Below are 12472 nucleotides of genomic sequence, written 5' to 3' on the forward strand. Positions count from 1 at the left end.
TTTAAAACATAGATTCACTCTAAGGGTATTTCGATAGTTTTACATAAGCTCTCGATCCAGCTTCTATTTTTAGTTGTATAACCATTCTTTCTTGATATCGTTCCAAGCATGATACGATTATAAAATTCTTTTGAATCTTCCTTGTTATAAGAAATATTTGCAGTTAATCTTTTTTCGTTAACAGCCATCTTGACAGAAGGCAGAATATAATCAAAATTAGCCTTCTCATTTTCATAAACAGCATATATTTCTTCTTCATTAGTACATCTTTCAAAGAAGTTGACATTAAGTATGCCCTCAATCAGATGATTTTCATGGCTATACCATAGAATTTTTTCTAGAATGCTAAAGCTTTCATTTAAAAATCCAGTTCTTTTACATATAGATTCATGTGCTGAGACAGATATACCTTTTATTTTGTATAACTCTAATTCGAGAGCAACGGCAACGGTTGCACTATATGAAGTTGTGGTTCCATAGTTCAGCCCAAAATTCATACCTGATATTACTAAGTCAATAGATTTGTCTATTTCTTTCATATACTCAATTGCCACATGTAAACAATCTATCGGTGAACCTGAAACAATAAAAAGATTCTCAGCAGCTTTTTTCACATCAATCTGTTTTCCAGCACTAAATCTAAAGGAATACGCTGAACAATTCTCATAAGGAAAGAAACAAAAAACGCTATGACCTTTTGATAGTAAAAAAGTTCGCTGCTGTTGGATAACTGCTGAATTGTAACCGTCATCATTTATCAATACAATATTCATTGTTTATGGATTCATTAAAAACTCATCTGTAGCTTTATAAGCAAGTTCATCAGGCATTTGGATATAAGGTGACTTCATAAAATAAGCACTTGGTGCATCAAGTCTACCATAAATCCCCATCCGTTTTGCTACCATAATGCATCTTATTGCATCAGCAAGTACCCCTGACGAATTTGCTGAATCCACTACTGTCAATTTACCTTCAAAGGTCACAGGACAGCCACTAAAGTTCTGACCTTCAATCCAAATTCTGCAAGTTTTGTTGTCATCCTGATTTTCTATGTAACTTACGTTTACAGACAGATCAAAATTATTATCACTACCGGCTTTTATACCCCTGGCTTTGGATTTATGTTTCTCACTGCCTCTGGGTGTTTGTAAATTCAAAAAGTCAGTATTGCCTCCATAGTTTATTTGGTAGCTTTTATTTATCTCTATACCACGAATCTGAAACAAGTGCATAAGTGTATGATGGAGTATTGTACCACCAAGTTGACTTTTAAAATCATCACCAATAATAGATGTCTTATTTTCTTCCGCTAGTCTCACTATCTCTGGATCATGGCTTGCGAGAACCGGGATACCGTTTACAACTCCGATTCCAAGATTTAATGCCGCCTTGATATATGTATAACATGCTTGATCTGAGCCTGAAGGCAGTAAAATAACCATGACATCGGCCTTACTATCACGCAACACCTGTTCAATATCACATTCAGGTTCTGGTGATACTGTGACAATTCCCTCAAAATGTGGCCCCCAACCATCTAGGACAGGTCCTTTCTGGACTATTACACCCATTTCCGGCACGGATGTAATTGTTTTAGTACAATTTGGAGGAGCAAAAATCGCCAAGCTTAAGTCTTGTCCGACTTTTCCTTCAGCAATATCAAATGCCGCCACTACCTCCATATCCCCTATATCATACCCACCTGCAACTCGATGCATCAGTCCAACGCTGTTGCTTTTATCATTTCGATAATACTCAATGCCTTGAACAAAATTACTGGCACAGTTACCTACACCAACAATTGCCACCTTAACTTTTCCCATAAAATTGTCATGTGATGTATTTAATAAATACATCACTACCCTCCCCATCTAAATGTATTTATCAACATCACAGAATATAAAAGATACCTCTTCTTGCTGAATGTGACACTCCCCTTTCAAGATAGCTACAGATTCAACATTTTACACTATGTGATTTTATTCCAATTACATTCTAACATTAGAATACTTTTTTTTACAACGGATCATTTTATATCAATTCCAAGAGAATTATGTCGCTTTTTAAAACTTTATTGCAAGGTTGGGATAATCACACCAAACCAAGCTTAAATAAGCATGTAACTGAACATTTCATTTAATATTTTAAAAATCAATATTTAGATTGATCCATCAACATAAACAGCGGCATTCTAGACTTTATAAATAAAGCCTTAGACTGCCGCTGTTGCCGTTCAACTAACGTTTCCCGTTAGAATAATGTATAGTATTGCCAGATGGGCTGCCCCGACATCACTTGGTGTTCAGTGAAGAAGTCAACAGCTTCCTCGAAATTGGGTACTACAAATCCTGAGGATCTATTGTACCTGTAAAAATTGCGTTATATATATCCTAAATCTCCTTAAATAGAAGCTTTACTTTGCTCCCATTTCCAACGACCTGCAATCACATTTTGAGCTAATGTTAGCGGACAACCTTTTTCGATGGTGTCAAATGTTTGCCGTTTCAAGGGAGCTTAATAGCAGGGAGAAGGAGATATCAGAATGGGAAATATTTCCATTTACCTTCGGAAATCACTTCGACAGCTCCGTCGATCACTTGGATGGCGGTCTGATCATCAATTGTATACGCCGGCCTCCGCATCCCGGCGGCCCATTTCTCAGCAGCCGCCATCGTGTTATGCGGCAGCATTTCGTGATCCAGATGCGGAAACATGGCAAAATCAACCAGTCCCAGTGCTTCATCCCCCCCGCTGGGTGGTGTCCAACCTACGAAGAATTCCCCGATGTTAGGTGCCATCACCATACTCCCAGCGCTCATCCCCACATAGACTGCCTTAAGCGACGGCAAAAGGTCTGCCAGCCCGGATTGCCGCATCCAGTGGCACAGGTAGAGGGCATCGCCGCCCGCCACCAGCAGGACGTCCGTCTCCCGCACCAGCGGCACCCAGCGGGCTTCGCCGATGCTGGTCAGCGCAGTGAGCTCCAGCACACCAACGGACTTCCAGCCCAGGTTGACCATGGGATTCTCTTCTTTCCCGCTGATGAACTCCCAGGCTTTGACTCCGGGACCGACCCAGGGGTGTCCATACATCGCAGTGGGGATGCACAGAGCGTTAGAGTCGGCGATCGGCTTGCCCAGCATGTCAATTAGCGCGTCATGTATGCTTTTGTTATTAATACCCGCAGATGTCAGCAATAATTTCATACCTTCACTCCTTGTCATTTGGAACTCTTTAATTGAACCAGGAATTTATAAAGCATACATTAGAAATACCCTGCTTGAAAACTGACGTACCCCTTGGATTCAAAAAAACAACCACTGGGTGCCCTTGCGTTCTGAGTAGTTATTTCGAACTCGCTATTATAAACTGTTGATCGATAAAATTGTTTCGCTTTGTTTTAAACTAACCAGCTCAGCACTTTCATCCCTAAGCTTTCTTGCGGCCAGCTTATCATAGGAAGGTTCGGATGATTTTACTTCTTTACCGCGATCAATGTATTTCGCATTGCGACTGTTTACTGCAAGATTTGCTTCATCTATATTCCGTGAAGATGATTACAGTTCTTTTCTTCACTGCGATGCCTCCATATAAATGACCATAATCTACAGTAAAGATAGCATTGGTTATCAAGTTTCCAGGGAATATCTGCCCTTTGTGTGTGACCGGACAGCACTAAATTAACTTTTTCGTCAAGGAAACTGATCATTTGATCAAACGTTTTGCCTCCGTCATGATATCCGAGACTGCCATATACACCGTATGTCGGTGTAATACTCTTAAATAGCTTCATGGCCTTTTCAGGATTTTTCAAAGCTTTATAATCGTCATTAAAAATATCTCCAGCGATACATACAAGATCAGGCTCCGGAAGGTGTAGACAGGCCGTCCGTAAAAATCTGCACCATGGTTCACCACCTCCTCTGAAAAAGGAGAGGGAATCCCCCCTTCCACCCTCAGTAAATCTCTTCCCCGGTTATCCGGACTTACTTCCGCCCCGAACCGCTTCACCTTCCACATCCAGACTCGGAAGTACATGGTCCAATCATTTCACAAAGAGAACACCGTGGGCTAACGCCAGTCCCCCTACCTTAACCATTGGCTCTTCTACCAGAGTATTAGACGACTTATTCAAATTCGATAAAAGGTACTGGCTTCAGGTGTGAATTTTAAAATGGCCTTAACGTCATTATCTCCAACTGCGTGATTAACCTCTCGCCAGACAAACAGCAAGTATTTCTTGAGGCCTATCGTGTCCTTTAGCCCCGGCGGTCGTCTGTCTGGCCATATCATGCTCCGGGAAAGTGGCTTTACTGAGATCAGCATTGAACTAAAGATGAATCCAGAACATTTATCAAAGACTGGGTTCCCGGTACGAACGTTGATCAATACATCGTTTCTGCTGTAATTAAATCGAGAAAATAATTCTAAGGGGATGTGCGCATATGACCACTACATTAACTGTTCGCCAGACCACACCAGCGGATATCAAAAGCATCCTTCGTATCTACAATCAGGGGATCGAGGACCGGATTGCTACACTTGAAACAGAAGCGAAGGATTCATCTTATATGGAGGCATGGTGAGGGCCATCCTTCATAGGATGGCCCTCACGGCGAGTTTGAATCAATTTCTGCATGTTCGATGTCATGTTCTCAAACTTTTGTAAGAGCAATTCTAAAGCCAAGATCATCTATCTTGAAATCGGGCATGCTTTTCCTTCTACTCGTAGAACCGCAGTTGTTCTGGGCTTCAGCCCAACTCCCTCCCCGGAAGACTCTATAATTTCCGTATCGTTCAGTATCATATAAATCCCAACACCATTCCCATACGTTCCCAATCATATCAAAAAGCCCCCATGGGTTAGGAATCAACTGCCCTACTTGGTGAACTGATCCACCGGAGTTTTCTTGATACCATGCAATTTGATCAATGCTTTCATACCGGTATCCCGCGGTTCCCGCTTTACAGGCATACTGCCATTCAGCGTCTGATAGTAATCGGAAGCCATTCGCTGTCTTTTTAAATATCGTATTTTCACTTTCACTTGTGATGGTGTAGCATTCAGTCCTGCCAAGCATTCTGGACAATTGATTACAAAAGGAAATGGAATCTATCCACGAAACCCCCGTAATAGGAAGGTTATTTACAATCGGATCTATCTCTTCATCATACATGACAAAATGATACAACTGCTGTGTTACCGGATACTTCATTACATAGAAAGGTTCAATCGTTGTAGCCCATGTTATAGCCTTTTTATTACTTCCAGGGTTTGATAACGTGTAATCAGAGCTCAACCATTTATCCGTATTAACATAATCACGTAATTCTATAGTTCCTCCCTGTACGGGCACCATCAACTTCATTAACTCTTTTTGAAAATATTCTCTGTCACTTCTGTACTTTTGATTTGCCATGATAACTCCCTCTAAGCCCCCTACTTATGATACGATTCACTATGCTTATTTTCAACATTCCTGCCGCGGGACATAATCCCGAGCGTTAAAAGAAGCAGCGGCAGAACAAGACTTGATCTATAAAGTCTTAGAATGCCGCTGTTATTGAACTAGCGTTTCCCGTTAGCTTAATCATCCATCCTGTATTGTTTATTTTTCATTATCTCTTCGATAACCCATTGAATTTCTGCTACATTTTTCTGGCTCGTATCAAGAAAATATTTATTATTTAATTCTTACTCCCTGAATTCTTTGATCAAAGCTAGGCATCGATCTCCCATCTGTTGTTCGGGTAATCTAAGCTGGTCTCTTTTCAACAAATTCTCGGGGTCAGTCCATAACACCACATAAACGACATTTTGGGTTAACTCTTTCAGTTTATCTTTTAGCCAAAATGCCTCACCTGGAAAAGTAACATAATCAATGACAACATCAATTCCATTTTGAATGAAATTTTGCGTAAGACTGAAAATATTATTCCATATGAGGGACGTCTCTGATTTGCTTTCCCAAGGTTTCTGCCGCCCACTAACGTGCATATGGCTTACATCATCACCTGATATATAAGCACTGTTTTTTAAGGCGCTCACTAATGCACTTGAAGTTGTGGATTTCCCCACTCCTGCTGGTCCTGACAATAGATATACTGTTTGCATAAACGGTCCCTTCCTCCACAAAACTCATATATTCTCTCTACCCTTATAGAAGCAGTATTTTGTTTCCATCCGGATCGCAAAAAGTAAGCTCCCTGCCTCCCCATGCTGCCGTCGTTGGCGGTTGTATATTCGTAATCTTCTCTTTCAATTCTGCATAGGTTCTATCAAGATCATCACAATTGAACACGAAGTTTACTTTCCCTTCACTTGATTTCCCCCACTTCACTTCATCCCAAATCACTATGACTGGAGCATCTTCAATAAACCCCATAGAAACACCATCATAATTTTCATCCGGCTCTATGATAGGAATTCCTAAGATTTCATTATAGAATTCAACCAACGCTTTCGGATGAATAGACGAAATATTAACACAATGATACTTAATGATCATTTACTTTCCCTCCAAACCCTAATTCGTTTCCATCCAAATCTCTAATGGTGAACTTACGTGTTCCCCATGGGGTATCATACAATGATTCAACAATCTCAACCTTGTCCTTTAATGATTCCCAGAGCTCATCCACATGTTCAACGTCAAAGTTCATTCGGCCATGTGACTGCTTATCCTTCACTTCCATTATCGCAAACTTGGCACCTTCTTCAGATTTAAAATCATAATATGTAGGGTTCTCCATAGGCCAGCCACCGTCATTCTCAAATCCCAGAATCTCTTCATACCACTTCAATGCCCTGGTTATATTGGATACATTTACTCTTACATGATTAAGATGTGTCTTCATTCAGTTCTCCTCTTCACCATTGTAATTATCATATGAACCAATCTTATCTTAGTTAAAGCGTCCTTTAGACTAGCACTATCTGCCACCTTATTCCAAACCGGTCGATAATAACAGTGTACAACTTACTAAAGAACTGTGGTCCAACCTTTTGAATAACCTTCCCATCGTTACTTAGTACTTCAAAGGCATTCTGAAGCTCATCTTCCGAGTCCAGGAACACATTAAAACACACCATATTTCCTGCTGTTTTATTTTCCATTACATCGCTCATATTAAACTTTGTACCGCATAAAGTAATGGTTGAATGCATCACAAGATCAAACATATCATTAGTAATATCCATTCCATGATTATCAGGCGCATCCTTATACAAGGTTACTTGTTTATTGGAAACATTAAATGCTTTCTCATACAACCGAATTGCCTCCAAGCAATTCCCTGAAAAATGGATAACGGGTGATATCACCTTTATTCCTCCTATTCTTCTTTCTTAAGGTTTTTTAATATATTCTTCACGTGATCTTCAGAGTAACCCGTTTTATTGGCAATCGCTGATTCTGACATTCCTGATTTAGCCATTCTAACTAGAACAGCATCCATATCCTCCGCAATCTCAATGATATGGTTATCATAATCATAGAAACGTAAAACCATCTGTCCCCACGGTTGTTCCTTAATATCATGCACAAGCTCGAACCCGTCGGCGATAATCTGATCTCTTAACGATTGGATATCATCAAATTCAAAGTAAACAGCTAAATTCTGTGCTCTCGATAAAATATCATTACTAGTAATCAATTCTGCAAAAAGCGATTTCTTATAAAGTGCAAGACCACCCTCAAAGCCAACATTGTATATGCCAAAATCGGATTCCACTTTACACCCAAGCCATCCTTCATACAGCATTCTGGATCGAACCACGTCCTCAACTACTAAAATAGTCGATTTGAATCCCACAACCATACCTCCCAAAATGGTTTGAATACAATTAACAAATCAGTTCACAGTGATATTACTTAAGGAATGTCTTGTAACGTCCCCTCATTCACGAATTCAGCGTCTCTTGTATTCAATAATGTAGGCGTGTGGAATTTCATCTATTTCAAATTGAGTTCTAAATGCCATTCCGTGACCTGCGATAATTACATAATCATAGTTTGAGTACTTTTCGATAACTTTATCCAATCTTTGCTTCATCATTTCTTTCGATTCCCATAATCGGGTTTCTCCCGGTGGGTAAACTCCTTGATTCAAATCATAATCTGTTCCTAGTTCGTTCAATTGTTCTAAGGAATCATATTGAAAGGACAGATCAGGCTGCCACTCTCTCAAATCAAACTCAATCTGGATTTCAAGATGCAATTCTTTTGATAAAATAGCTGCCGTCTGCAAGGCTCTTGTATAGGGCGAAGACAATATAAGTTGGGCATTTTGAAGCCTTTCATCCTTGGCAGTTTGATGTACTTGTTCAATCCCGCGCGGCGTCAATGGAACCAGGTCCCTGCCATGCCCTTTCAGTTTATACTTTTGATTCATTTCCCAATCGGGTTCACCGTGACGAATCAGATAAAAAGTTGTCATTGTTCACCTTTTCTTTAAGTGAAATAAGTTCCTGGCCTGCCAGGCTAAATATTTCAAGCCTAAGTCGTGGCCGAACTGATGATTCCTTGAAACTGCCTGTGCTGCTTGATGCGTACGGGTCCATTTTCGGCAGCTTCAATTAGCGTCCGTCAAGAATGGCACCCGTCCCTTTTTGTTTGTCGTGTAGGATTGAATGGGATGTTTGCGAAATTTCCACTTTTGAAAACCGCATGAAAGATAACGGAAGAAGGGGTGATACGCTTGGTTCAGGTGTGGAGCTGGGCATTAGCTAATGCTAAACTGTCGACTTCTTTAAGAAAAGGGGAATCATTTTTGTATTGCGCAGGTGTAGGAATCTTCATTGTCTCGCCGATTTCCTGACTCCTCTTGTAGGATTCGATACGGTCATTCAGCATGAGATTGTATCTTTTACGCACACAGCCTAAGCTTATGGAAAAGAATGCAGCTTGTTTATCGTTTGGTACAACCGAACTTCTAGGCTTATCGCATAAGCAGCACCTCGATTCGCAGTGAATAAAAACAGGAATGTACGTTCGTAATCTTTATTTTACCAGACGTGCACCAAAAATCCAAGTTAAAGCCGTTGTCTTCTGTCGACGTCATTATCTCCAACTGCGAGTCGATTACATACTACAAATCTATGAAATAATTGATTGATAAAATGATCTTCGCTACTGTATGTCTCATTTACATTTCGAGGGAGCTTAATGAAGCTTTGACAGTCTTATACTTAATATTCTCAGTCTAGAACTTTATTTGCTTTGGATATAAAAATAAAAAACGTGGGAGCAGCTAAAGCTTCCCACGTTTTTTACATTGTTCTAAAAATAAAACTTGTTTTCAAAACCCACTACAAATCGAAGAAAAATCCATCTGCAATTTGATAAAAATGAAAATCGCTTTGTATATTCATAACAAAGAGGTATAAATCTACTTTTTCGCTTTTCCTGAGCCACTTTTTCTGCTTTCATGTTCATTTTTGCAGCTTCTATGATGCTCAGCTCTTGCTTACGTCACCCGCACCGGCTATACCCGCAGTTCCCGCAGGTCTTGCAGCCCTCGATGTTAATCAGAGAGGCGCTGCCGCAGGAGGGGCAGAGGTCGCGGGAGGCGGTGGAGTGGCTGTGCGTCCCATGGCCGCCGTGGCCGTGGTCCGCTGCAGGGACACTCGCTTTCAGCTCGGCGCTCAGCGCTTCATTGAAATCGAGTTCCAGTGTCGCCGCAATTGGAGCGGCGGCGTGGTCGTCCTGTGCGTTGTTCTGCACATGGGTCTCCAGCGCCTTCGCCACTGCGTCGGCGATCGACTCCACGCGGTTCGCGCCGAAGCCGATCGCGCCGGAGCCGCCGATGCCCTTGAGATGCTTGATCAAGAGCTCGACCTTCTCCCCGTGGTCGCCGTAGCGCAGGAACAGGGAGCAGACGCGGCCGAGCGCTTCCGCCATGGCGAAGACGTCGGAGCCGGCCTTGCCGACATTCAGGAAGATTTCCGCCGGAATGCCGTCCAGGTCATTGATCGTGATATACGCCATGCCGAACGGCGTGTTGATCTTATAGGTTGCGCCGCGCAGTACCTGCGGGCGTTTCTTGTATTGTTTATCCGTTACCCCTGCTTGAGGCGCAGGAACTGCTGCCACCGGTGCGGCCGGGACTGGTGCCGGAGCCGCCGGAACGGCCTTGTCTTCGGCAGCCGCTTCCTTCTTGTCGTCCTTCTTCGAAGTCTCCAGAACCTGCACGTCGCGGCTGCCGTCGCGGTAGATCGTGACGCCCTTGCAGCCCAGATCGAAGGCCAGCTCATACAGCTCCTTCGTTTCTTCGACGGTGAAGTCGTTCGGGCAGTTCGCCGTCTTGGAGATCGAGCTGTCCACCCAGCGCTGGATGGCGGCCTGGACGCGGATATGATCCTTGGCGGACAGGTCCATCGAGGTCACGAAGTGCTCAGGCAGTTCTTCGCCCGGATGGGCCTCCAGCCATTCCTGGGCAATCGGCACGAACTGCTCGTCGTAGCCGAGCCGGCTTTGCCGATAATACTTGAAGGCGAAGTAAGGCTCAATGCCGGTCGAGGTTCCGACCATCGTGCCGGTGCTTCCGGTCGGCGCTTGCGTAATGACGGTAACGTTGCGCATGCCGTTCGCACGGATGGCTTCACCGACCAACGGATAGGTTTTAGTCATATTTTGCATAAACCCGCTCTGCAGATATTTCTCCGCATCGAACGCCTGGAACGAGCCCTTCTCCTTCGCAATATCCGAAGAGGCCAGATACGCTTCGCGGGCCATGAAGCCGTAGAGCTTGTCCAGGAACTCCAGCGATTCCGCACTGCCGTAACGGATGCCCAGCTTGATCATCAGCTCGGCCAGTCCCATTGTGCCGAGACCGACGCGGCGTTCCTTCTGCTGGTTGGCTTCATTTTCCGGGAAATGATACGGCGTCTTGTCGATAACATTGTCCAGGAAACGCACAGAGTAGCGGGTTGTCGTCGCCAGATCGGCCCAAGCCACGTCATGATTCTCTTCGTCATAGAACTTGGAGAGATTCACTGCCGACAGATTGCAGACGCCCCAGCCCGGCAGCCCCTGCTCGCCGCAAGGATTGGTGCAGATAATCGGGTTGAAGTACCAGCTGTTGGACATCTGGTTGTAATATTCCATGAACACTACGCCAGGCTCGGCGGATTTCCAGGCCGATTCAATAATAATCTGCCAGATATCACGCGCCTTGACGGTGCGGTAAGGGATCACATTCCGGCCTGCGGCCTTCCACTTGTCCAGATCACCGTCCCAGACGTCGTCATATTCCGGATCGGTCGTGTCCGGGAAGACCAGCTCCCAGTCCAGATCCTCTTTGACGGCCTTCATGAAGCCGTTGCTCACACAAACCGACAGATTCGCATTGGTCACCTGGCCCATGGTCTGCTTAACTGTAATGAAATCGAGCACATCCGGATGCCAGTCGTTGATCATCAGCATCAGCGCGCCGCGGCGGCTGCCGCCCTGCTCAATCAGGCCGGTGGTGTAGCTGAACAGTCCGCCCCAGGATACCGAGCCGCTCGAAGATCCGTTCACGCCGCGGACAATCGCACGCCGGGGGCGCAGCGAGGACAGATTGATGCCTACGCCGCCGCCGCGGGCCATAATCTCGGTCATTTCCGACAGGGTCTGCATGATGCCGCCTCGGCTGTCTTTTGGCGATGGAATTACGTAGCAGTTGAATAAAGTCAGCTCTTCACTGGCGCCAGCACCTGCCGCAATCCGGCCGCCGGGCACAAGCTTCCAGTCGTCCAGCACCGAGCGGAATTTGGCCGTCCACTCCTCCTGCAGCTCAGGCGTCTTCTCCACGGATGCCATAGCCGCAGCGAGGCGGTCCCACATTTCCTCGGGGGTCTTCTCTATATTAAGCGTCAGCTTCTCGACATCGGATTTCACCAGCTCGCCGCTGCGCGTCTTCACGGTCACCACTCTGCCGCTGCGTTCAACAATCTCGCCGACTTCCTTGGTCGGAAATTTCGGATCATCCTTCGTCAGCACCAGCACCACATCGCCTACCTTGGCATTATTGGTGTCTGCATCCTTCCAGGCATAGCGGTCCAGAAAAATTTTCTCGCTCAGACCCTCCAGACGCTGCTTGCGTTCCACTGTACTCAATAGAAAAACCTCCCGGTGTAAGATATGTAGCACTTGTCCCGTTCCAATTGGTGGGCATGCTGGTGTTACCCACAACAATAACCTCCTGCAGCTCCGGCCTGTATGTAAGGCGGCAAGAAGTTCCTCTTGTCAATAACAAATAACCTCCAAATGGGACGGTAAAACAAAAATTCCCGCTTTTGTAACAATATATTGTGTGCATCAGCCTTTAAACTATACCACATATTGTATCGCAGGTCTTAACTGAAATCCTGAGGCTTGCGGCGGAAATTCGGCAAAAGATGGGGATATTGCCCGCTCCTGCTCGTTTTTTTAGAAAATATAGCATTTGCTGAAGTTATGAACTTGCTCTTTTACGCGCATACTAC

Annotated in this window: 12 protein-coding genes and 2 pseudogenes; 2 read left to right on the top strand and 12 right to left on the bottom strand. The window is 44.3% G+C overall.

The genetic code is table 11. The features are described from left to right. Positions 1-14: 14 nt before the first annotated feature. The 3 genes from F1381_RS17050 to F1381_RS17060 form a co-directional block, all read right to left on the bottom strand. Complete coding sequence (locus tag F1381_RS17050) at positions 15-773, bottom strand: 5'/3'-nucleotidase SurE (RefSeq protein ID WP_151736052.1); 759 nt, start codon at positions 771-773, stop codon at positions 15-17. Positions 774-776: 3 nt separating this feature from the next. After that, positions 777-1859, bottom strand: coding sequence for an inositol-3-phosphate synthase (locus F1381_RS17055; protein WP_222850453.1), 1083 nt, complete (start codon positions 1857-1859; stop codon positions 777-779). 681 nt (positions 1860-2540) lie between these two features. Beyond that, positions 2541-3209 (bottom strand): Type 1 glutamine amidotransferase-like domain-containing protein, encoded by a 669-nt coding sequence (locus tag F1381_RS17060; RefSeq protein ID WP_151736053.1) that lies wholly within the window; start codon positions 3207-3209, stop codon positions 2541-2543. A gap of 967 nt (positions 3210-4176) precedes the next feature. Here F1381_RS17060 and F1381_RS29100 point away from each other — a divergent pair. After that, a pseudogene (locus F1381_RS29100) lies at positions 4177-4428 on the top strand (methyltransferase domain-containing protein); the annotation flags it as partial. A 20-nt stretch (positions 4429-4448) separates the two neighbouring features. After that, a pseudogene (locus tag F1381_RS17070) lies at positions 4449-4586 on the top strand (arsinothricin resistance N-acetyltransferase ArsN1 family A); the annotation flags it as partial. A 72-nt stretch (positions 4587-4658) separates the two neighbouring features. On the opposite strand, the gene F1381_RS17075 reads toward F1381_RS17070, so the two are convergent. From F1381_RS17075 to F1381_RS17115, 9 genes are all read right to left on the bottom strand, one after another. Beyond that, positions 4659-5423, bottom strand: a complete 765-nt coding sequence (locus tag F1381_RS17075; protein WP_151736054.1) for a formylglycine-generating enzyme family protein — start codon at positions 5421-5423, stop codon at positions 4659-4661. Positions 5424-5698: 275 nt separating this feature from the next. Continuing rightward, entirely contained in the window at positions 5699-6118 is a 420-nt protein-coding gene (locus F1381_RS17080) for a P-loop nucleotide/nucleoside kinase family protein (protein WP_246188077.1), read from the bottom strand. A 43-nt stretch (positions 6119-6161) separates the two neighbouring features. Continuing rightward, positions 6162-6512: a VOC family protein gene (locus F1381_RS17085; RefSeq protein WP_151736055.1), complete on the bottom strand. Its 351-nt coding sequence runs from the start codon at positions 6510-6512 to the stop codon at positions 6162-6164. Then, positions 6502-6861, bottom strand: coding sequence for a VOC family protein (locus F1381_RS17090; RefSeq protein WP_151736056.1), 360 nt, complete (start codon positions 6859-6861; stop codon positions 6502-6504). The genes F1381_RS17085 and F1381_RS17090 overlap by 11 nt, the downstream gene beginning before the upstream one ends. Positions 6862-6925: 64 nt before the next feature. Further along, complete coding sequence (locus tag F1381_RS17095; RefSeq protein ID WP_187355406.1) at positions 6926-7327, bottom strand: VOC family protein; 402 nt, start codon at positions 7325-7327, stop codon at positions 6926-6928. A gap of 11 nt (positions 7328-7338) precedes the next feature. After that, positions 7339-7818 carry a VOC family protein gene (locus F1381_RS17100; protein WP_187355407.1) on the bottom strand — a complete coding sequence of 160 codons (480 nt, stop codon included), beginning with the start codon at positions 7816-7818 and terminating at the stop codon, positions 7339-7341. A gap of 96 nt (positions 7819-7914) precedes the next feature. Further along, positions 7915-8442 carry a histidine phosphatase family protein gene (locus F1381_RS17105; RefSeq protein ID WP_151736059.1) on the bottom strand — a complete coding sequence of 176 codons (528 nt, stop codon included), beginning with the start codon at positions 8440-8442 and terminating at the stop codon, positions 7915-7917. A 266-nt stretch (positions 8443-8708) separates the two neighbouring features. After that, a complete protein-coding gene (locus F1381_RS29295; RefSeq protein WP_151736227.1) occupies positions 8709-8990 on the bottom strand; it encodes a helix-turn-helix domain-containing protein in 282 nt (93 codons plus the stop codon). 486 nt (positions 8991-9476) lie between these two features. After that, entirely contained in the window at positions 9477-12104 is a 2628-nt protein-coding gene (locus F1381_RS17115; protein ID WP_151736060.1) for an adenosylcobalamin-dependent ribonucleoside-diphosphate reductase, read from the bottom strand. Between the last annotated feature and the right edge of the window lie 368 nt (positions 12105-12472).

This window comes from Paenibacillus tengchongensis (assembly GCF_008973665.1).
GTDB lineage: Bacteria > Bacillota > Bacilli > Paenibacillales > Paenibacillaceae > Paenibacillus_AQ > Paenibacillus_AQ tengchongensis.